16 protein-coding genes are annotated in these 23,316 nt (G+C 43.4%); 10 read left to right on the forward strand and 6 right to left on the reverse strand.

All coding sequences use genetic code 11. The annotated features are described in order from the left end of the window. Positions 1 to 196: 196 nt before the first annotated feature. From MJ612_RS01445 to MJ612_RS01480, 8 genes are all read left to right on the forward strand, one after another. Complete coding sequence (locus MJ612_RS01445) at positions 197 to 619, forward strand: hypothetical protein (RefSeq protein WP_187028750.1); 423 nt, start codon at positions 197 to 199, stop codon at positions 617 to 619. A 160-nt stretch (positions 620 to 779) separates the two neighbouring features. Then, positions 780 to 2,333, forward strand: a complete 1,554-nt coding sequence (locus MJ612_RS01450; protein ID WP_250419014.1) for a GAF domain-containing protein — start codon at positions 780 to 782, stop codon at positions 2,331 to 2,333. Between the two features lie 22 nt (positions 2,334 to 2,355). After that, positions 2,356 to 6,474 carry a chemotaxis protein CheB gene (locus MJ612_RS01455; RefSeq protein ID WP_187028754.1) on the forward strand — a complete coding sequence of 1,373 codons (4,119 nt, stop codon included), beginning with the start codon at positions 2,356 to 2,358 and terminating at the stop codon, positions 6,472 to 6,474. A 75-nt stretch (positions 6,475 to 6,549) separates the two neighbouring features. Next, complete coding sequence (locus tag MJ612_RS01460) at positions 6,550 to 7,005, forward strand: response regulator (protein ID WP_187028756.1); 456 nt, start codon at positions 6,550 to 6,552, stop codon at positions 7,003 to 7,005. Positions 7,006 to 7,056: 51 nt separating this feature from the next. Beyond that, on the forward strand, positions 7,057 to 7,254 hold the full coding sequence (locus tag MJ612_RS01465; RefSeq protein WP_250419015.1) for a hypothetical protein: 198 nt from the start codon (positions 7,057 to 7,059) through the stop codon (positions 7,252 to 7,254). Between the two features lie 231 nt (positions 7,255 to 7,485). Beyond that, positions 7,486 to 7,851, forward strand: coding sequence for a BlaI/MecI/CopY family transcriptional regulator (locus tag MJ612_RS01470; RefSeq protein ID WP_187028758.1), 366 nt, complete (start codon positions 7,486 to 7,488; stop codon positions 7,849 to 7,851). Positions 7,852 to 7,862: 11 nt separating this feature from the next. After that, positions 7,863 to 10,250 (forward strand): M56 family metallopeptidase, encoded by a 2,388-nt coding sequence (locus tag MJ612_RS01475; protein WP_187028760.1) that lies wholly within the window; start codon positions 7,863 to 7,865, stop codon positions 10,248 to 10,250. Positions 10,251 to 10,496: 246 nt separating this feature from the next. Further along, positions 10,497 to 12,965 carry an outer membrane beta-barrel protein gene (locus MJ612_RS01480; protein ID WP_187028763.1) on the forward strand — a complete coding sequence of 823 codons (2,469 nt, stop codon included), beginning with the start codon at positions 10,497 to 10,499 and terminating at the stop codon, positions 12,963 to 12,965. 89 nt (positions 12,966 to 13,054) lie between these two features. Here MJ612_RS01480 and MJ612_RS01485 read toward each other — a convergent pair whose 3' ends face one another. From MJ612_RS01485 to MJ612_RS01505, 5 genes are all read right to left on the reverse strand, one after another. Beyond that, entirely contained in the window at positions 13,055 to 13,942 is an 888-nt protein-coding gene (locus MJ612_RS01485; RefSeq protein ID WP_187028765.1) for a ribose-phosphate pyrophosphokinase, read from the reverse strand. Then, positions 13,939 to 15,450: a thymidine phosphorylase family protein gene (locus MJ612_RS01490; RefSeq protein ID WP_187028767.1), complete on the reverse strand. Its 1,512-nt coding sequence runs from the start codon at positions 15,448 to 15,450 to the stop codon at positions 13,939 to 13,941. The genes MJ612_RS01485 and MJ612_RS01490 overlap by 4 nt, the downstream gene beginning before the upstream one ends. A 61-nt stretch (positions 15,451 to 15,511) precedes the next feature. Beyond that, positions 15,512 to 16,348: a restriction endonuclease gene (locus MJ612_RS01495; RefSeq protein WP_187028769.1), complete on the reverse strand. Its 837-nt coding sequence runs from the start codon at positions 16,346 to 16,348 to the stop codon at positions 15,512 to 15,514. Positions 16,349 to 16,590: 242 nt separating this feature from the next. Beyond that, entirely contained in the window at positions 16,591 to 17,325 is a 735-nt protein-coding gene (locus MJ612_RS01500; protein WP_187028771.1) for a PRC-barrel domain-containing protein, read from the reverse strand. 21 nt (positions 17,326 to 17,346) lie between these two features. Next, a complete protein-coding gene (locus tag MJ612_RS01505) occupies positions 17,347 to 17,547 on the reverse strand; it encodes a hypothetical protein (RefSeq protein WP_187028774.1) in 201 nt (66 codons plus the stop codon). A 576-nt stretch (positions 17,548 to 18,123) separates the two neighbouring features. On the opposite strand from MJ612_RS01505, the gene MJ612_RS01510 reads away from it, so the two are divergent. Together MJ612_RS01510 and MJ612_RS01515 are read left to right on the forward strand one after the other, a co-directional pair. Next, positions 18,124 to 19,641, forward strand: coding sequence for a sensor histidine kinase (locus MJ612_RS01510; RefSeq protein ID WP_187028776.1), 1,518 nt, complete (start codon positions 18,124 to 18,126; stop codon positions 19,639 to 19,641). A 48-nt stretch (positions 19,642 to 19,689) separates the two neighbouring features. Then, positions 19,690 to 20,364, forward strand: a complete 675-nt coding sequence (locus MJ612_RS01515; RefSeq protein ID WP_187028778.1) for a LytR/AlgR family response regulator transcription factor — start codon at positions 19,690 to 19,692, stop codon at positions 20,362 to 20,364. 96 nt (positions 20,365 to 20,460) lie between these two features. Here MJ612_RS01515 and cphA read toward each other — a convergent pair whose 3' ends face one another. Further along, positions 20,461 to 23,091: a cyanophycin synthetase gene (gene cphA / locus MJ612_RS01520; RefSeq protein ID WP_187028780.1), complete on the reverse strand. Its 2,631-nt coding sequence runs from the start codon at positions 23,089 to 23,091 to the stop codon at positions 20,461 to 20,463. Positions 23,092 to 23,316 lie beyond the last annotated feature (225 nt).

The raw sequence follows: 23,316 nt of genomic DNA on the forward strand, positions 1-23,316 counted from the left end.
CTGTTTTGCGGGCCCTGTAAAGAGTAACTTTGTAAATCGTGCTCAGTAACTAGTACGCGATAGTTCAAGCATTCAGTATTTAGCTGTAGTTCACCAGTTGTGAAGTGCAAAGCACCTGCTGGTAATTCAGTTTAAAACTCTTAATACTCAACTCATAGAAAATAACCTGCTGGTACCTGCCAATCAAGCCACTACTATGGAAAAGGAATTCATCAACGAATTTGGCAAAATCTATAGCAAAGTAATTTACCTCCCGAAGCATTATGCAGTGGTGGTAGAATGGTATGGCTATACCACCAGAGCACAGGTAGAGCTGGTTGGTAACTTTATTCAGGAGTGGGGTAAAGGGCATACATTTACTGTATTTGTTAATGATTGCACAAATATTATTTCTGTCTGGGAAGATTCAATTGAGTGGTTCTCTCGTATATGGGTGCAACGAATGAAAGGGAGAGGACTGAAGAAATTTATACATATCGCAAAATCAGGCAGTTTTGGGGAGCAGATCGGAGAACAGCTCTACCAGATACTGAAAGAACAAATGCAATTTTATAGTTACAAAAACAGGGCTGATGCCATGTATTTTGTTGAAAGCAGTAAAACATCTTTAAATAATTAATTATCTTTAAATCGTAGCTACTGCCTGTTTGCCTTCGCGTTTGAGAGATCTGTTTTAAGATCCTGTAACATTTAAGCAACAAACTGTTTTTACATGTACTAGCACGAACGTTCAACTATTTATGAAGCCTCAGCAGGCTATTCACCTATTAGCTTACAGAATGAATCAAAGAGTAGCACCAGTAAATGTAACCATAGAAAAGAACTATGATTCTGAAGTTTGTGGAAGTATACCGTTACATTTAGTTAATCTCATACAACCACACGGCGTATTGCTGGTACTAGAAAAAGACAATTATCGTATTGTGCAGGCCAGCGAAAATGTAAGCAGCTTTTTAAATGTAACTGCTGAAGAACTGCTCGACCAGGACCTGTCCAACTACCTGCCTGCAGTACAAATGCAGGAAATAAAGGATAAGATTAAAGGACAGGCCAACCATAATAAAATACCCCTTACTTTAACATTTACAGTGGCTGGCAATGAGGTAGCTTTTACTGCGAGTTTACTTCCGCAGGATGAGTTTATTTTGTTAGAACTGGAAGCATCTGAACCTGCTCTGCAGTTACAGTTTATAAGTCTTTACCAGCAGATAAAGTATAGTACCTCTTTGCTAAAGCAGGCGGCTACCATTCATGAAACTGCCCAGATTGCCACCGAAGAACTAAAGAAGTTTACCGGTTTCGATAAGGTAATGATATATCAGTTCGATCCGAACTGGAACGGTATCGTGATAGCGCAGGCAAAGGAAGATGATATGGATGATTACATGGATCTTCGCTTTCCGGCCTCTGACGTACCGAAACAGGCGCGTGAACTATACTTTAAAAATCCATACCGCCTGATTCCTACCCGCAGTTACGAAGCAGTGCGTTTGATCCCTATTATAAACCCCATTACACAGCGTTTTACCGATCTGGCCGAGTGCAGCCTAAGAAGTGTGGCAAAAGTGCATTTAGAGTATCTTACCAATATGAAGATCGATGCCTCTATGTCGCTGCCACTAATCATCGATAATAAGCTGTGGGGACTTATCTCATGCCATCATAAAACACCGAAATATCCGTCTTATGAAATACGCTCTGCTATGGAACTGCTGGCCGGTATACTTTCGGCACAGATAGAGGCAAAGCACATAGAAGAAAACCTAGCCCTGCGGGTGCAACTGCGCAATAAGCATGTACTGCTGGTAGAACAATTGTTTAGTAATGCAAGTTTTGCAGATGGTATACTGGAAGGGTCAACTACAATCATGGATCTGCTGGGGCTTTCAGGAGCGGCTGTTGTATTTGAAGGCAACATATCTACAGGAGGTAATACACCCAGCTTACAGGAAATAAAAGAACTGGTATCATGGCTGCGCCGCACAAAACCAAACGGACTATTTGCAACAGATACGCTGCCGGTGCTATACCCGCACAGTAAAAATTATAATGCCAAAGCCAGCGGTTTAATATCGATGCCGATAAATGCTGAGCAAAGCGAGTTTATACTTGGTTTCAGGCAGGAAGTGGAGCAGACAGTGCATTGGGGCGGCGACCCGAATAATGCCATCCAGATGGAGCCGGATGGGAAGAACTATCACCCGCGCAACTCTTTTGCAATCTATAAAGAGACGGTGAAGTATACTTCGTTGCCATGGCTGCAGGAAGAGCAGGAAGCCGCAGAAGCGCTGCGCAATGCAGTGCTGGAAAAAATTAGCAGAGACCGATATTAGAAGATCACCCTACATCCAAAACATGAGTTCAGGACAAGAGCAGATACAGATTACAGCAAAAGCTCCATTTATGACCGAGACCACCAAACCTGCCGATCACTACCTGGTAGGTATAGGGGCATCTGCGGGTGGGCTTGAAGCTATTCATCAGCTGTTCGATCATTTCCCGAATAACTCCAGCTTTTCTTTTGTAATTATACAACACCTCTCTCCAGACCATAAAAGCCTGATGACGGAGTTGCTCTCGAAGCACACCAGTATGCAGGTGCTGGAAGCGGAGGACAATATGTTTACGAAGCCAAACTGTGTTTATGTGCTTCCGAGTGGCAAACAACTTACCATGGAACACGGGCGGTTGCGCCTGGCAGACAAAGAACGTGGTCGTGAGCCTAATTTTGCCATAGATATCTTCTTTGAGTCTATGGCTAAAAGCAGGGGAAAGTATGCGATAGGTATAGTGCTTTCAGGTACCGGAACAGACGGCACAAAAGGCTCTAAAGCCATTAAAAAAGCCGGTGGTATGGTAGTGGTGCAGGAGCCCGAAACAGCTAAGTTTGATGGCATGCCACGCAGTGCCATTAATTCAGGTTATGTAGATTATGTGCTTCCGCCTGAGCAGATGCCGGAAGAAATTATAGATTACACCCGCAAATTCCCGCTGGTAAAAACAATTATTGCCAATACGGAGCAGGAAAAGGATGACTTGGTTCTGAAAGAGATTCTGGACCTTGTTTGCACCCACACCCAAACCGATTTTACAAACTATAAGCAGGCAACCATAAACCGCAGAGTACATAAAAGGATAAACCACCTGAAGTTAAATAGCCTGACGGAATATCTTACTTACCTGCACGAAAACCCTGCGGAGATCAGGAAACTCTGCCAAGAGTTTTTCATAAATGTTACCCGTTTTTTCCGTGATCCGGAAGCCTTTGAACTGCTGGAACAGCAGGTAATACCGCAAATACTGGAAGATAAGCGTGAAAATGAGTCAGTAAAAGTATGGGTAGCTGCCTGCAGCACCGGCGAAGAAGTATACTCGCTGGCAATGCTTTTCTGTGAAGCTTATAAAAAGCTGAACCGCGAACCTAACATTAAGTTATTTGCTACTGATATTGATCAGCAGGCTATTACACAGGCATCAAAAGGCAGCTATCCGATATCCATTGCCAAAGACCTTACACCGGAAAGGCTGGAGCGTTTCTTCACGTTTAAAAACAACCGGTACCAGGTAAAAGACGAGATCAGGAAGCTGGTTGTGTTTGCACAACACGACTTGCAGAAAGATCCTCCATACAGCCGCATTGACCTGATCACTTGCCGCAACATGCTTATCTACCTGAACCCGGATCAGCAGAATAAAGTGATTGCGCTATTCCCATATGCATTGAACCTCGACGGCTACCTGCTGTTGGGCCCAAGTGAGCACATCGGGGATATGGGTAGTTATTTTTCGGAAGAGAACCGAAAGTGGAAGCTATACCGCAAAATAAAGGAAGGAGTAGGCAGGCACAAAACGTACGGCATTACAGATTACAACTATAATGCAACACCACTGAGTCAGTCAACACAATACAAGAATTTGTCTTTGGCTAAGTATAACGACTCCTTTATGGATGCCGTGGCCGAAGATTTTAAAGTAACAGCCTTATACGTAGATGAGCAGTACCAGCTGCTGCATGGTATAGGGGATATTAACCGTTTCCTGAAGTTCCCGGATAAGCGCCTGCACTTTAACCTGATCAAGATGGTGCCTGAGGAGCTGGCTGTAACGCTGAGCGTAGGTATCCGGAAGGCACTGAAACAGGACCGTAAAGTAGTTGCCCGGCAGGTAAAGGTTAAGATAGAGAAGAAAGAGCAAATGGTGCATGTTTCTATCCGTCCGTTAACACTGGAGAAGGGGCAGGCTAAAATCATACTTATACTGCTGCAGGAAATGGGCGAAGTAACGCCATTGCCTAAAATTTCTGATCTATCGTTTGTTTCTGATTCTGACTATTACCAGCAGCTTTCTGCCCTGGAAATGGAGCTGAAGGAAGCGCGTGAAAGTTTGAATTTAACAGTACAGGATCTAAGTACATCAAACGAGGAACTGCAGTCGAGCAACGAGGAACTGATGTCATCTAACGAAGAGCTGCAAAGCTCTAACGAAGAGATGCAGTCCCTGAACGAAGAATTGCATACAGTTAATTCAGAACACCAGTTAAAGATAAAAGAACTACAGGAACTTAACGAAGACCTGGATAACTACATCAGAAGCTCAAACATCGGGCAGCTGTTTGTAGATCATGATCTGACGATCCGTAAGTTCACACCTTCCATCAATGGGCTTATCAATATTATTGAAAGTGATTTAGGCAGGCCGATCCACCACTTGTCGCATAACCTGAAGTATACCCACTGGCTGGAAGACATTAAACATGTAAACAACACTTCAGCAGAAGTAGAGCAGGAAGTAGAGACACAGGATGGCAAATACTACCTGATGCGCATTATACCTTACCTGAAGCACGATGGCAACAAAGATGGTGTAGTGATCAGTTTTGTAGAAGTTACGACGCTTAAAACGCTTACCAATGTGGTGCAGGGTGTACTGAACAGTTCCCTGAACAGTATTATGGCCTTTCAGGCAGTGCGGAATGAGAAGAATGAAATTTCTGATTTCTCCTGGACACTGCTAAATAAAAAAACGGAAGATCTGTTAGGGGTATCGCAAACAGATCTGCTGCACACCAGCGTGCAGCAAGTTATGCCGTTTTTGAAGAAGAGCGGACTGTTCCGGAAGCTGGCAAACGTAGTAGAGAAGGGGCAGCCTTTCCACATAGAGCAGCAACTGGAAGTAAACGACCAGAAAGCATGGTATGAGATTGCAGCTGTTAAAATGGGAGATGGCGTAACCGTCACTATGGGTGACATCACCGAGAAAAAGAGCAGCGACGATAAGGTGCTGATGGCTTATGAAGAGCTGAAAGCCGCCGAAGAGAACCTTATAAAATTGAATAATGAGCTGGAGAAAAGAGTGATGGAACGTACGCAGGCACTTGCTGCCAGCGAAGAACGTTTCAGGCTGGTTTCGATGGCTACCAACGATGTGATCTGGGACTGGAACCTGGTTACGAATGAGGTATGGTGGAGCGACAGCTTAACTTCCATGCTGCACTACAGTGCGGAGCAGATGGGCAAAGGTGTAAATGCCTGGTTCGGGATGATACACCCCGATGACAAGAATGAAGTGGAGAAAGGCATTAACAAAGCTATAAACCATGGTAAAGACCAGTGGGCAGGAGAGTATAGGATTAAAAAAGGCGATGGCACTTATGCCTATGTATCTAACAGGGCTTATATTATGCACAACGAATACCAGATGCCTTACCGCGTGCTGGGCTCGTTTATAGACCTGACCGACCTGAAGCAAACGCAGGAGAAACTACAGCAGACAAACGAACACCTGCTGCGCGTTATAGAAGACCTCGATACGTTTGTTTATACTGCATCTCATGACCTGAAATCACCGATTGGGAACATAGAAGGCCTGATGTTGCTGCTCGAAGAACAGATCGAATCAGCAGGGCCGATACCAGGTGAACCAACGGCGCCTGTTTTTGGAATGATTAAAGGCGCGATCAGAAGGTTTAAGAACGTGATAAAAGATCTTACTGATATTGCCAAAGTACAGCGCGATATAGACGGAGAAGTAGAGCAGGTAGATGTGCAGGAAGTGTTTAAAATTGTAAAAGATAACATGCAGGAGCTGCTTGCCAGCGAAAAGGCTAAATTTAAAGTTGATTTTAAGGAGGCACCGCAAATAACTTTTTCTAAAAAGAACCTGCACAGTGTGCTTTATAACCTGATAAGCAATGCCGTTAAGTATAAATCAAAAGACAGAGCCCCTGAAATTGAGATAAAGACCAAACGCATAGATGGTTATGTGCTGCTCACTGTAAAAGACAACGGACTTGGTATCAGCGCTGATAACATCTCTAAGCTGTTTACATTATTTAAGCGTTTCCATACGCATGTAGATGGTACAGGCATGGGCTTATACATTGTAAAACGATTAATTGATAATGCCAACGGATTTATAGAAGTAAAAAGTGAAGTAGGCAAAGGCACGACTTTTGAACTGTATTTTAAAGTATAGCACCCGTTAAGCAGCATGCTATAGGGCTGCCGGCAGGTTTATACTACAGAAGCAATTAAAATCAAAGAAACTTAGATGAAGAAAATCCCTTCCATATTACTTGTTGACGACGATGAAACTACCAACTACATCAATAAGCTGATCATAAACAGAGCGGCTATTACCGATGATTTGCTTATTGCTACTAATGGTAAGGATGCCATAGAGCTTGTTCGGGAGCGTTTCAATTCTACGGGAGGGAAGGATTATGCAGGCGTGCCGAAACTGATTTTGCTGGACATTAATATGCCTATTATGGATGGCTTTGGATTTTTGGATACTATTAAATCAGAAGTATGTTTTAAAGACCCGTCTATGGTGGTGGCGGTACTTACTACCTCGCTTAACCCACAGGATATTGAGAGAGTAAGAGAGGCGGGTGTAAAGGAGTTTGTTAACAAACCGCTCACTAAACAAAGCCTTGAGAACTTGATCGAAAAGTATTTTGAGAAAAACTCATCGGTTCCGGAAGCCGGGGGAGCTGACGTATAAGCAGCAATTGAAATTATAGTAAGGTGCCGACTGTTTACAAACTAAAGGAGAATGAATATTAGGATGGAGATGACAGAAGAAGAGTTTGATACAAGGTATAAAGCAGCACTGGATAGCGTTTTAGAAGCAATGGCCGAAAACTCGGAAGTAGATGTTAAGCAGTTTTACAGTTTAGCCTGCGTTTTAGAAAATATAAGTTTCTTTAGCCCGGTATTTTATGGTATAATCCAGAACGCAAAAAAGAAATAATTGTAGCTAAAGCTATACTTGTAAATATAACGAGTGAAGCCCTAAGCAAAATCCTCAGATTAAAAAAGCCCCTGTTTTAGTTAACAGGGGCTTTTTTGTTTAGTTATCCCTATATCAAGTGCTAAAATTTATAATTAAATTAAAGTTTTTAATCCTAATCCATTAGTTTTCGTACTAATGGATTAGGAGTTGTCCTAATTTATTAGTAGTATTGAATAAACAAAATTGGTTATGCAGAAATTAGGGAAAAGAGAAGAACAGATAATGCAGGTAGTATGGCAGCTGGAGAAAGCATTTATAAAAGATATTATAGATGAATTACCTGAGCCTAAACCGCATTACAACACAATTGCTACTATGGTGAAGATCTTAACAGAGAAAGGTTTTCTGAATGCAGAGAAGATTGGAAATACTTATATGTATACCCCTTTAGTAACCCTGGCAGAATACCGGCAGCAGGATGTAGCAACTATAAAGCGAAAATACTTTGGTAATTCTTTTACAAAAATGATCGCTCATTTCGCAAAGGAAGAAAAACTGTCGGATGAAGAATTAGATGAGCTGGTACGCATTATAAAATCACAGAAAACTACCTAACTGACAAAGCTATGTTCGAGTTACTGTTAAAATCATCTTTTGCCATTGGCATTGCATTTCTGTTCTACAAGCTATTGCTGCAGCAGGAAAGCTTTTTCGCAACAAATAGGTTTTACCTGATCGGCTGTCTGGCGCTTGCTTTTGCGCTACCCTTTGTCTCCTTACCTAAACTCATCAGCCATCAGGGGTATTTAGCTACAGTTTTTCAACAAGCAGAATCAGTAGATGAAAGTATAGCTGAGGAAAGTATAGCCCCAACCGGCACTTACTCACAGCAAAGCATTTCAGTACCAGAAAGAGCTTCGCAGAGAAGCGAAGTAAAACCACCGCAGACTGCACCAGCTAGTGCTGCAACTCAAGTAGCAGAAGCAACACAGACTGCTACCAGTGAAATTAGCTGGGGATTCTGGGTATTGATACTCTACCTGTTTGGTGTAGCTGTATTTGCGCTTAGTCTGCTCTTCCAGGTTGGCTCCATCTTTTATAAAATCTTTACTGCCACAGATAAAATCGAGGATGGCGATTGTGTGATAGTTAATACAACCAGGCATCAGGCTCCATGCTCTTTCTTTAAGTATATCTTTATTTACCCCGACGACTATGACTATGAAACTTACGAGCAGATCATTGCTCATGAAAAAGTACACGCCCGGCTGGGACACAGCTTCGATCTTTTAGTTGCTGAAATAGCAGTAGTTATACTTTGGTTTAACCCGCTTGTGTGGCTATTTAAACGCGAGATTGAGAAGAATAATGAGTACCAGACAGATGCTTTACTTTTAGAGAAAGAGCAGGTAAAGAAAGATCAGTACCAGTTAAATCTCCTGCAGATTGCCGTTCCGAACAAGCCGTTAAGCATAACTACTAACTATAATCAATCATTATTAAAACAGAGAATTATGATGATGAATGCAAAGAAATCTACCGCACATGCCTATTGGAAATACGCCTTTATGGTTCCGCTTTTCTTTGGAGCTATCCTATTTATGAATGAGCCTGCTAACAGCTATACTGCACCAATAAGCGCCTTGAATGGTGGCGAGCAAATGCAGACCTTAGAGGAACAGATAATAAAAAATCTAGGAGCGCCTTCTGTAAAAGAAGCAAAACCTGAAGCAGTAGCTAAAACTGTAGATCCAAAACAAGAACCAGCCAAACAGGAGGTAATAGCCGGGAAAGAGGACCTTAAGAGAAGTATAAAAAATAAGGTCAAAAACAAGGTAAAGCAAGGCTCATTGCTTAGTATAAACGGCAAAGATGTAGACATGTCGGAGGGGTACTGGTACAGCAACAGAGAAGGAGATAAGTATTGTATCAGTTTTAAAGGCAGCAAAAGCAACTCTAGCTGGAACATGTCGGATTGCTATGACAGCAAGCTCTTTAAAAAGCAGGGCAACGATGTGTTTGTAGTTACAAAAGAAACCGGCACGTTGCAGTTAACTGGTAACCTGGATGCGGAAGTAGGGCAGGGTAAGTATAAATTCACAGAAGATGCGTCTTTTAAAAGCTACCTTGCCAGTAAGAACATCACCAGCAATAACAAGAACCTGATGTTTCATCTGTTCTTTGGCGATGTAGATAAAAAGTATGTTGATTACCTGAAGAAAAACTATAGCGATATAAGTGGTAACCGCCTGATAGAGTTAGCCATTCATGGTATTTCACAGCAGGATTTTCAGCAGTACCTGGCCCTGTATCAGCAGTATAACAACAGCAAGCCCACAACACAGGATATAATTGCCGCACGCATTCATGGCATAGATCAGGAATATATAAAAGAAATAAAAGCTGCGGGTTTTAAAGACCTAAGCATGAATAAAATAATGGAGGCTAAGATACATGGCGTAGATGCAGCTTTTGTGGAGAGCCTCAAAAAAGCCGGATTTAAAAATTTAACTATGGATAAAATCATTTCGGCCAAAATTCATGGTATAAATCCGGCTTCGATCAAAGAAGTGCAGGCACTTGGTTTCGGAGAATTATCGTTGGATAAGATCATAGAAGTAAAAATACATGGAGTTGATGCTGCCTATGTAAAAGAGCTCCGGACAGCAGGCTTTAAAGACCTGAGCCTGGATCAATATATGCAGGCAAAGATTCATGGTCTGGATGCTGCTTCGGTAAAAGATATCAAAGCATTGGGTTATAAAGATGCCGACTTCAGAGACCTGTTATCAGCACAAATACATGGCGTAGATAAGGCATACATAGATGACCTGAAGAAGGCTGGCTTAAAAGACTTTAGCCTGGAAGAAGCCGTTTCAGCAAAGATCCACGGCATTAACAGCGACTTCATCAAAAAAGCCAAAAAGAACGGGTACGACCTGAACAGCATCGATAAATACATTTCACTCAAGATCCATGGCATGGCGATGGAATCTCTGAAAGAAAAAGACTAACTGACCAGTAAGCAACCCGGGTGAAGATCCGAGAAAAATAAGGTAAAGCCTTCACCTGGGTTGTGCTTACAGAATAGCTATGTTTTATACGTTAGCCCTCTTCAAAATATAGTTGTCCGGTAGCTGCCGATGAAGAAAATTTTTACCTGTATTATAAAATACGTGCAACTTCTAATCAGAACTTTTGTCTTTACTGCATAACTGCTAAACCTACCTTAAACACATACAAATTCTAACTTTAGTACTATGAAAAAGAGGATACTTTTTTTGCTGGGATTGCTATGCCTATACTTTAGCAGTTCCGTAACCGGTTTTACCCAAGGAAACCAGGCTCCGGCAGGCGTTGGTAAAATTTCCGGAGTTCTTACCGATTCCATTACAAACAAACCTGTTGAATATGCAACGGTTGCCTTGTTGAAGAATGGCTCCACACAATCAACCGATGTAAAGCTCACCGACGCTACAGGTCTGTTCCAGTTTCAGGGTGTGGAGAATGGCAATTATGAGTTAGTGATCAGCTTTATCGGGTATAAAACGAAGGAAGTAAAACAACTCTCTGTTACAGATCAGAATCCTGAAATTAACTTAAAGAAAATCAGTTTCAGCCCGGTTGCCACCCAGCTTAAGGAAGTTAATGTGCAGGCATTGCGGCCAACTATAGTTCAGGAAGCAGACAAGATGGTGGTAAGCCTTGAAGGTACCGCACTGGTGGCAGGTAAAACCGCTTACGATGTACTCTCAACCGCCCCGGGTGTGTATGTAGATGACCAGGGAAATATTCAACTGAATGGCCGATCCGGTGCCACCGTAATGATAGACGGAAAACTGACCTACCTTACTGCCAGAGATCTTCGCTCCATGCTGGAGTCGATGTCTGCAGAAAATATAAAGAACATCGAGATCATTACCAATCCATCTGCCAAGTATGATGCAGAAGGCTCATCCGGTATCCTGAACATCAACCTGAAAAAGAATACCATGTTTGGGATCAACGGTAATGCCTCTGTGGGGTCGACTTACAATGGTAAACAGCTGGGCTATAACACAACTGCAAGTATAAACTATAAAACTGGTAAGTGGAATTCTTTCCTGAACCTGGATATGGCGCGCCGGGCCGGCGGTCGTGAAGCTACTTTTACCAGAGTGTTTAAAGGAGCTGAAGAGACGATTTACTACGACCAGGTTGCTGAAGGTAATTTTGAAGTGCAGGGACCTCCATTTGTGCGCTTAGGCTCAGACTATAGCCTGAATGATAAGAGCACCTTTGGCTTTATGACCTACTTCGGAACGAACAAACTGCAAGGCGATTTTTTAACGGATACCTATATTGGCAGCGCACTAGGGCAGCCGGAGATGTTTATTGAAGCAAATAACTATAACACCAACCGCTATTCTAATTTTACATCTAACCTGCACTACGTTGGCAAGTTCGATACGTTAGGTACTTCACTGTCTGCTGACCTGGACTATGTACGGATCACGAACAGGGGTTACGCGAACTTTTATAATTATTATGATTCGCTCACCTCAGATGGCCCTGTGATACAGGATTTTCTGTACACCGAAACACCTGGCGGGTTTGATATTTTCTCTGCTAAAGTAGATTATGTTCTCCCTTTTGCAAAAGATCGTAAGGTGGAATTCGGGCTGAAGGCAAGCAAGGTAATATCAGATAGCGATTCCCGTTTTTTCTTCAACAATGGCGATGAACCTGTACCGGACCCACGCCGGACCAACCACTTTATTTATGATGAGAACATCTATGCCGGGTATGTGAACTGGAGCAGTAAATTTGGCAAGACAGTAACCGTACAGGCCGGCTTACGGGCAGAGCAGACCGTATCGGAGGGCGAGCTTATAACTACCGGGCAGGTTAACGACAAAAGCTACCTGGACCTGTTTCCGAGCCTGTTCGTGCAGCAAAAAGTGAACGACAACTATGAAATAAACTATAACTATAGCCGCCGTATCTACCGACCTAATTACGGGCAGTTAAACCCTTTCTTTGCCTACCGAGATCCTTATACTTACTGGCTGGGAAATCCGGGCCTGCGTCCGCAGTATACACATTCTGTTGGCGTAACGCAGGTATTTAAGAAGACCTACAACCTGGTGCTCAACTACCAGCATGTTAAGGATGTAATTGCTGAAATTCCTATCATTATACCAGAAGATACCACTACGGTCTATACTATAGGCAACGCCGACGATTCCAGAAGTTTGAGCTTAACAGCCATTGCACCTGTCAAAATACATAAGAACTGGGATACCAATAACACCCTGCTGGTTTCTTACAACGAATACAACACTACAGTAGATGAAAAACAGGTAATGACCGACCAGGTATTCTACATGCTGCAGACAAACCATAACATTATTTTACCTTATAAGCTCAGAATGGAAGTAAATGGCGTGTACCAGGGAAAAGGAGTTCATGCTTTATACATCGTGGAACCGCGTTGGTGGGTAAACCTGGGCTTTAAACGTAGCTTCCTGGATGATAAACTGGATGTTTCGGTAAATATGAATGATATCTTTAAAAGCCAGCGCCTGAAGCTGGCTGCAAAAGTAGGGGAAGGTAACGTAAACGATTTCGACCAATACTTCAGGTTCCGGAACATAGGTTTTACGCTGCGTTATAAATTCAGCAAAGGCCAGAAAGTGGAAGACAGAAGAAATACTAACCTGGAAGAATTAAACCGCACAGGCGGATGATAAGTAAATAAAGTGTGAATCCTGCTTCAAAAGGCTCCCATAAAAGAGGAGCCTTTTGTGTTACCTTTTGTGTTATAAGTATAGATCTGTCAGGGTTTAATGTCCTGTATTGCTTTTGCCAGCATATTATCTACTTTGATTTTATTGGAGGGGTGTGGGATGGTATTGCTGGTAATTATACTTGCAGCGCCAACCTGTTGCAATGCCTCGTAAGCACCTTCTGCAAATACAGCATGTACACCTATACAAACTGGTGGTGTAGTGGTTAGTTTTTTTAGCTGCTGTACCGTTTCTATCATGGTTCTGGCTGTTGAAATTATGTCATCTACAAGCACGGGTGTATGGTTCGGGTATGCGCTTATTTCTGGTTGTGTTACCTGTACTTCTCTGTCTCCCAACCTGGTTTTGTTAAGTATAAGATAAGGTGCATTTGCAAGGTCGGCTACTTCAGATACCCATTGTATACTTTCCTCATCAGGACCTACAAGTAAAGGTTGCAGTATATGTTGTTTTATATAGTTGGCAAGGGTAGGGGCAGCATGCAGTGCAGTGGCAGGAATGTTATAAAGCTGGTGCATATGGTGGTACCTGTGCAGGTGCGGGTCTATCGTTACCAGGCTGTCGGCAATGCTGGAAATAAGTGCTGCAAAGTACCGTGAGGTAACAGCTTCACCGGGGTTAAATTGCTTGTCCTGGCGCATGTAGGCCAAATACGGAGCTACTAAACAAATATGTGCGGCTCCCAGCTCACGAACTGTTTTAGCAACAAAGTATAGCGGCAACAACTTCTGATCTGGTAAGTGAAGCGTACAAACAAGCACTACTTTCTTTTCCCGTACATCAGAAAGTATACGCACATAGCTTTCGCCATCGGGGAAGCGCTTAAAAGTGGCCTCACCTGTTTCTGCCTGAAGTATAGCTGTTAAAGAACCTGCCAGCTCTTCGTTTCCGGGTAAGGCAAATACGATCGTTTTCATGCGGGAGTCAGCTCTACAATATGGTCAGAACTGTGGAGAAAGGTAAGGGCATAACTAAGCTCGCCCTGGGTTTCGGAATAGATGGTATACAGGGGATCCCCTTTCTGAATATACTTACCAATTTTCGCTCTGAAAAAAATACCTGCACCCGGGGACTTAGGCGCACCCGCCAGTTTTGCAACCTTAGCCAGCTTACGATTATCTACTGATTTTACATACCCGCTTGTAAGCGCTGTTACATCGTGGTGGAGCATGGCAGGAGCTGGCTCACTAAAACCTCCCTGGGCATGGCAGATGCGGTAGAACTTATCTAGAGCCTGACCACTATCCAGTATCTCGAGTGCACGATTTACTCCCTCGCCTTTTGGAGTTACTCCTGCTCTCTCCAGCATAAGAGATGCCAGTTGTACGGCCCGGTCTTTCAGGTCGGCAGGTGCGTCCGGTTCGTTACGCAAAACAGCCAGTACATCCATCGCCTCCAGAGCCGGACCTATGCCTCGTCCAACAGGTTGCGACCCGTCTGTGATCAAAACCTCCACTTCCATCCCTATCGATAAACCTACTGCCTTAAAATAATACTCCAGCAGAAAAGCCTCTTCTTTAGACCGGACTTTGGCCGTTGGGCCTACCGGAATGTCGATGATAGTATGAGTTGAGCCAGCGGCTACTTTTTTGGAGATCACGGAAGCAATCATTTGTCCTGCACTGTCAACATCCAGGGCCTTTTCAACAGAAATGATAATGTCATCTACCGGGCTGAGTTTTACGGCACCTCCCCAGGTCATGCATCCGTTCTCCTTGCGTACTACCTCCTTAATCTGTTTCAGTGTCAGGTCTACGGGAGTCATGGTTTCAATTACATCGGCGGTACCTGCAGGAGATGTTATAGCCCTGGATGAGGTTTTAGGTATAATAAGCCCGGCAGCAGCTACAATAGGTACAACTATAGGGGTCGTTCGGTTGCCCGGCAATCCACCCACACAGTGTTTATCCATAATCATCTTACTATCCCAGGTAAGCCTTGACCCGGAGTTAACCATGGCTTTGGTAAGATAAATAACTTCATCCAAGGCCAGGTTATCACCGGAGCAGACAGTAACAAAAGCCGCAATCTCGATCTTGGAATATAACCCTTTGGTGATGTCTGAAATGATGCGAATGATAGCGTTCTCGTTAAACTTTTTGCCAAACATTTTGGCCCGTACATTACTGAAAGAAAGTATAGGCTGCAGGTGTGTAACTGTAATCAGGTCGCCTTCCTGTACGTTCAGGTTTTTGAACCCTTCTTCAGAGAGTACTGCCTCGCCATCGTCTATTATTTCTGAAGTGATGACATTTAAGGTAGCTATAATACTGTGATTACCGCTGTTTACAGAAACTCTGGTATTAGCTGTAAAACCCTCCGAACGGCAAACCTGACTATCAGCCCGTAAAAAGATTATATTTTCGGTATGGGTATCTATACCTAGCTTACGAAGCTTTAATATGTTGCCATTATCCTGTATCATACCGGCTTTAATAGAGGTACGTATGGCAGGAGGTTAGGTGTAGTTTTTAGGTGGTGCCGTCTTAGCTACCGCACAATCCCTGCACTTCAGTCAGTACACTTGTTATATGGTTCTCTTTGACGCCTGCTTTAAGCAGTGCAGTTGTATTATGCAGCAGCTCTTTGCACAGTACATACTTCATGTCAAGCAATTTTTGTTTTTCGCTCTGCGAGAGCGTGGTGAGGCAGGTAAGCGGGTATAGATCAGATGAGTTTACGAGGTCTTTTATACCGCCTTTATCCGGGTAATCCCAGCCTATAAGGTGCAGGTTCATGCAGGTGGCAAACCGGATAGCATCATCGGTAAAACGGGTATTCGTCACCACCCAACCCTGGTGAAACCGCACTTCGTACTCATGTTCTGATACCCGTACTTTTTCTACATCCTTAAACCTGGACAGGATATACATCGGGATTTTTACATCAGATTTAACACCGCTCAGGTTGTGGTATTTGCATTCAATCATGTAACGTTTCCCATCTTTAGCGGCTATAACATCAATTTCATGCCGTATGCAACGGCCATCCATAAATACACCAATCTGTGTAGCATAACCCTGAACTTTAAGTAGCTCAGCAATGAATTTTTCGAAAGGAAAACCAGTTGGACCAAGCTGCATAATGCCGTGCTTCAGGCTATACCGGGCAGCTGTGGTTTTAGACATCCTTTTAAGGATATCGAAGGCATGTTTGTAGATCTGCTTGGTGCTTATACCTTCATAGAGATAAGGCTCCAGGAGGCGTAGCACTTCCCTGATCATTACTTCATCTGCTCCTGATCTACGCAATGACAGCTGCAGCTTCGCAATAGAGAACTTTGCTTTTTCGCCGGATGCTTTCGTTATGATCAGTTGTTCCATAGTACAAGCTGTTAAACAAAGAATACGCTTACCTGAAGTGTGATGCTGTAAGTATAGGTACTGCTACTGTTTTATTAATTTCTGCAATTGATGCCATATATCCAATTTATACTTTATACCTGGCTGAGCCTTTCTTAAACAGCTTCGTTTCAAGTATAAGTTAGCTTTTATGGGTGTTGTCAAATAAAACACCCACTCCAGGTTTTGCTGAGGTGGGTGTTGACTATAAGTTATGCGGCCTGCTACAGGTTGAGTGCTCTTTTCTTTAGTAAGATAAACTCTTCTTCTGTGATAGAGCCTCTTTCCCGTAAACTCTCCAGGCGCTCTATAGTTGAGATAGAATCTTCTACCGATTTCGGTTTTCGCTCTTCGCTGTGCAGGTCAGCAGTATCGGTATCATTGTGCACACCTGTGGTATAGGTTCTGTCTCTGTATACTTCCTGGTTCGAAGTATAAAAACGATCCTCGTTGTAAGCATCTGTATTGTAGAAATCCTCAGAGATTGTGCGCGTACCAGTTGGCTGACGATGCATGGCTTCATCAAATTCAGTTCTGTGGTCGGTTGTGGTTCCTGGTAGCACATCTCGCTGCGACTGCTGGAAAGTATCCCGAACGGCATATTCATAATCTTCAGGTATAGCCCCACCCTGGTACACAGGGTAACGGCCAATATTATTTGAATCGATGGAGGATACAAATATCTTGCGTCCAGCCTTATCAAGTGCAGCTGCGCCGATAGGTACCAGCATGTACTGGTCGTTTTCTGTGTTAAAAAATCTTCTGTCAGCTACTACCGATAAGTAGCGGGCCTTCATTGCCTTCAGGTCCACAATCAGGTCTCTGACCATGCCCAGGCTTTCGCCATCGGCTCCTACTACCCGCCAGCCTAGCACATCCGGATTGTCTTTGGCCACCTTGTAGTCTTTTAAAGAACTAAGCGGCATCAGTCGTTCATTTCTTGTTTCGTCGTTTTTCATAGCTTTTTGCTTTATTTATGTTTAGGCGGTAACATGGTAAGTAGCAGGAGGCATAGTTTCCAGCGGCACTACCATGCCTGTCTCAGCACTTTCCTCCACATCAGTTTCATCCCGGTCGCTCAGCATTTCATAAAGTGCCCAGGCCAGTAGTGCTAAAATGATCAGTAGAAGTATCCAGGGCCACACGGGGCGCTTTTTACGTTCGATGTTTATTTCTGCCATAGTTTTATTTTTTTATGCGGGTTCCTACTTACAACTGCAAAGCTGCAAGTATAAAGTACAGGTTTTGAGTTTAATACGCTGCTGACATTATGAATGTTGAAAGTATAGTTACCTATAAAAAATGCCTTGGCCTGATACAGGTAAGCAGGTATAAGTATGGCTGGGAATAGCCTTGGCATTAGTAGTATAGTGAGGGAGGGGGGTATCTGAACAGCATAGTAAAAGTAACGTTGCTTATACCCTCTGAAATGCTGCCGTTCGTATAAACCAGTATGGAAAGATTAGTTATTCTTATAGTTTTAGCAATCTACGGAGTTGGGTACCTGATCTATTATCTATATGGTAATAATGAGCCTCCACAGGAGTTTTACGACCAGTAGTATAGTTGTTTATACTGGTATTGCAGTCTGCCAGAACTGGAAGTAGGAAGTATAAACCCATGGCTTATTTCATTTATTCAGCAACTGTCAGCTATACCTAAGAGCCTGCGGGTAAATCTGTTCTTATTCATCACAAACTTCCGGGCTTTCATCACTTTTATTATATTCCGTCATTGGTTTATATTAACATTGGTGCATGAATGATCTGGCAATAAAAAACTTTATAGCAGAACCTATCCAACGGAATAAGGTAGAGTTCTGGGCGGCTACCACCATTTTTGTATTTGCGCTGTTTTCGCTTTCAGTGGAGAACAGCCCGAACAGGCCGGCTTTTGAAGAAGCGGGCATCAGGCACTTATTCTATGAGCATTACTTTTGGCCGCAGCTCATCCGGTTTACGGTTATTTACATGGCCTTCCTGCTGCTGAATTTTAAAGTGGTGCCTAACCTGATCCGGAAGAATAGAATATGGTTAAATGTTTTCCTGATCCTGATCACGTTTATAGGAGTAGGATTGATGACCGGCATTACTGATACATACTATAAAGCGTACCATTTCAGCAGGTTCGAATCAGAGCAAGCAACCTGGGACTATATTTTTCAGGGAAGTTTTTACGGCGCTTTCAGGTTGCTGCTGATGTTTGGCTTCTATACAGTAATTAAGTATACGGGCTTGTATCTCATATCAAATTCTGTTGCCATACAGTCGAGGTACCGCATGATTACGCAGGACGTGCTGACTGCTTTTATAGTCTGGATGGTTAGTGTGTTTATACTGCTGGTATTTAACATAGGCGAAGAAATTACAGTGGTCTGGGCTGTTATTTCGTTGTGTGCCCTATTGTTGTATTGTATCTCTTTTTATGCCATCATTCCAAAATCATTAGCTGCAAAACACCCTTTAAGAGCTTATGCCATAAGAGTTATACTTATACAGGTTGTGGCTTATCTGCCGGTTGCTTTCCTGCTGTTGCCGTTGCTGAACAGCGAGGACGCTGCCTTTGGTATCAGTTTCTTTAATGCCTTATTTCAGTTGTTTATTACAGCGCCTGGAGCATGGGTGTTGTACAAGCGCCAGCTTAAAGGCAAAGAAGAAGTTTATGTACTAAGAAAGGAGCTCGGAAATTCAACTGCCAACCTCGATTTTCTGAGATCGCAGATAAACCCGCACTTTCTGTTTAATGCATTGAACACACTTTATGGTACAGCGCTACAGGAAAACAGCGAGCGCACGGCGCAAGGTATACAGATGCTGGGCGACATGATGCGCTTTATGCTACATGAGAACATGCAGCAGAAGATACTGCTCTCCCGCGAAACAGAGTATCTGCGTAACTATATCGATCTGCAGTTGCTGCGCACTTCTGCCTCTCCGGTTATAGCTATTGAAACCAACATAGAAGACGTGCTGGAACAGAAGTATATAGCCCCGATGCTGCTTATCCCTTTCGTGGAGAATGCCTTTAAGCACGGCATCAGCCTTCAGCAAAAGTCATGGATCAGGATTAGCCTGCACTCCGACAGGAACAAACTATACTTTGATGTTTACAACAGCACCCATAAAAAATCAGAACATGATCCGGAAAAGAATACATCGGGTATCGGGCTGGTAAACGTGAAGCAGCGCCTCGAATTACTGTACCCTGAAAAACATGAGCTGATCATCCGTGAAACCCCTGAAGAATTCTTTGTGCACTTAACACTGGAGTTGTAAGTATAAACGAGGTATAAGTATATTACACCTTAAAGTATAAAAGCAGGTATGAAAGCAATTGCGATAGACGATGAGCCAATGGCGCTGGAAGTAGTACGGTCACATGCTGCTAAGGTACCTTTTCTGGAGCTGGTTGCCTGCTTTACCGATGCCTTTAAAGCACTGGAATACCTGCAGCAGGAGCCTGTAGACCTGTTGTTCCTGGATATTAAAATGCCTGACATTTCGGGGCTGGAGTTTGTGACGAGTCTGCAGAAAAAGCCGATGGTTATATTTACCACAGCTTATACAGAACATGCCGTTACCAGCTTTGAACTTGATGCTATTGATTACCTGCTAAAACCTTTCTCGCTGCCCAGGTTTATAAAAGCCTGTAACAAAGCACAGGAACTGCTTCAGTTACGTGGCACAACATCAACGGCTAAAGATTACCTTTTCCTGAAGACAGGTTATGAACAGGTGAAAGTATATTATGACGAGATTTTATACTTAGAGGCAGCCGGTAATTATGTAACGTTCGTGCTTTCGGATAAAAAGCTGCTAACCCGCATGACCATCAGTGAAGCCACTGACATGCTGCCAGCCGATAAATTTATCAGGGTGCACCGTTCCTATATCGTTGCTAAAAATAAAATTGATAAAATAGAGCGTCACCAGGTATGCATCAAAGGCAACGAAGTACCGGTAGGGGCATCTTATATGCAGCAGTTGCAGATCGTGTAAGCGTACTGTGCTCTTACAGATAAAATTAAGTTTAGTGTTTGTTGTAAAAAAGGGAAGCAGTTTTATGCTTCCCTTTTTGTTATAGTGCCTGTGAACTTATTGCTCCGCGTTTAATTTACGGTGCTGTATTATCCTGAAGTTCTCAACCAACTTAACTGCCTCGTGTATGTCTTCTGAAAAGAGAGCTATAAAAGCACTTTCCGGTGCATATTCCAAGGCATAAGCCAGCGCACTCGATTCCTGTTTAATTTCTTTAGGTTCAAGTTCAGGTTTTACAGAGAAAATGCCTTCTTTCAGGAGGTTGTTTATTTCCTTGCCATCACGACCGCGCAAGTCTTTATCCTGCCTGATGATGATCTCATCGAAAATCTCTGCAGCAATGCGGCCCACCTCTTTCATATCCTCGTCGCGCCTGTCGCCTATACCTGCAATAATGCCTATTTTAGGAAAAGCTTCAGTATTCTTGATGAAATCTCCGATAGCCTGCATACTTGCCATATTGTGTGCATAGTCAATCAATACTTCGGCTTTTGGTAACTTAAACAGGTTCATACGTCCCGGGGTAGTTTCAGGGGAAGGTATAAAGGTGCGCAGCGCTGTTTTGATCTCGTTTATCTCCAGGTGAGAAATGTAAGCCGTTAAAGTGGCGGCCAGCACATTGTAGATATTGAACCTGGCTTTACCTCCGAAAGTAAGCGGAATATCTGCTACCCGGTCTACGCGTATCTTGTAAGTGTTTTTAAATATCGATACATATCCGTGCTCATAAACAGCAGCCAAGCCACCTTTAGAGATATGCTCTATAATGCGCGGGTTATTTTCATCTAAACTGAAGAAAGCGACTTTGCAGCGCAGGCCGGTAGCCATGTCGTATACCAGGTCATCATCTGCATTCAACACAGCATAGCCTTCCGAGCAAACAGTTTTAGGTACAACAGCTTTCACTTTTGCCATATCCTCCACAGTGTGGATGTCGCCCAACCCAAGGTGGTCTTCTGAAACGTTCATGACGATACCAACATCACATTGCGTAAAAGCTAGCCCTGAACGCAGCATACCGCCACGGGCAACTTCAAGTACAGCATAATTTACGGTTGGGTCTTTCAGCACAAACTCGCTGCTGTAGGCGCCGGTCGTATCTCCTTTAATGATCTTTTTGCCTTGTATGTAAATACCATCTGTGGTGGTAAAACCTACCTTGTGGCCTTTAAAGTTAAGTATATGCGATATCAGCCTGGACGTGGTCGTTTTACCATTTGTACCGGTTACGGCAATGATCGGAATACGGGAAGGGCTGTTGTAAGGAAACAGCATATCGATGATCGGCTCTGCAACGTTTCGTGGCAAACCTTCGGTTGGAGAAATGTGCATCCTGAGTCCCGGAGCGGCATTAACCTCAATAACAGCACCTCTGGTATCCGGCAGCGGTATGGCTATGTCGGTGGTCATTACATCTATCCCGCATATATCCAGCCCAATTATACCGGCTATTCTTTCAGCCATCAGTACGTTATATGGATCTACAATATCAGTTACATCGGTAGCTGTACCACCGGTGCTCAGGTTAGCTGTTTTCTTTAAGAATAGTTCTTCCCCGTAAGGAAGTATAGTTTGCAGGCTTATACCTTTCTCCCGAAGTATGCCACGGGTGATGCGGTCAACTTTTATGTGTGTCAGCTCTTTTTCGTGGCCAACACCCCGCCTTGGGTCTTTGTTTACCTGATTAATTAACTGCCTTATACTAGATACGCCATCGCCTGTAACCATAGCAGGTGTACGTTTGGCGGCAGCAACAAACTTACCGTTTATAACCAGCAGCCTATAGTCGAAGCCTTGAATAAACTGCTCTACCATAACTGCCTGCGAGTAGCGTTGTGCCTCTGCAAACCCTTTGGCTGCGTCCTTCCAGGTCTGTATGTTTATACTTGCTCCTTTGCCCTGATTGCCATCCAGCGGTTTGGTAACTATAGGGTAGTCAAGTTCATCGATAGCTTCTTCCAGTTCACGCAACGAGTAAACTATCCGGCCTTTAGGTACAGGTATGCCAGCTTCTTCCAGAATATGCTTGGTCATGTTTTTATTGCCGGCATTCTCAACTCCGAAAAACGAAGTATGGCTGCTCATGGCTGCCTGAATGCGTTGCTGGTAAATACCATACCCAAGATGGATATGACCGCTTTGCCTGTTCTGGATGTATGGAATATTACGGTTGATGGCTTCCTGCACAATAGCTTCTGTAGTTGGACCGAAATACTCGTCTTCCCTGATCTGGTGCAGTTTGGCTACATCCTGGATCACGCTTACTTTTTCGCCGTTGGCTAAGGCTTCTGTTATGCGTACGGCTGCTTCGGCGGCATATTCACCTGCCCGTTCTTCCTGGTAAGAGAAAACAATGGTGTCAATGTTAGGTTCGCTGGTGGCGTAGCGTCTGCCGTAACCGCTGTCCATACCTGCCATTGTCTGCAGTTCCAGCGCGATATGCTGTACTACTTTGCTTAAGGTGGTTCCTTCCTCTATTAATCTGATAAAGCCTCCTTCGGTACCCTCAGATGAACGGTGTTTGTACATGCCGGGGAATAGTTTCTGAAGCTTTTGAGAAAAATTTGGGATCTCGTTGGTCAGTACATGCTGTTTGTCCTCAAGGTCTAGTTTAAGCACAATAATTTTGGGATGCTTGATAGACCAGAAGTTAGGCCCACGCATTATTTTCAGTTCGACGATCTTCATAAAACAAGGAATTGAACTTTGTATACTTATAAGCTTAGTTGTATTAAGTATAGAGTATCTATATATAGTTAAAAGGAAGGAAAAAGTTAAAATAGGTCTATTTAGCTATACGTGCTGCTAGTGATTGCGTAAAAAAAAGATGTGATAAATACGTAATAGTGCTCACAGAATTAGTAGTATAAGGGCTAAACTAAGTATAAACACCTACAAATTCTGGTCTGCTAT

The sequence above is a fragment of the Pontibacter deserti genome, from assembly GCF_023630255.1.
Classification (GTDB): Bacteria; Bacteroidota; Bacteroidia; order Cytophagales; family Hymenobacteraceae; genus Pontibacter; species Pontibacter deserti.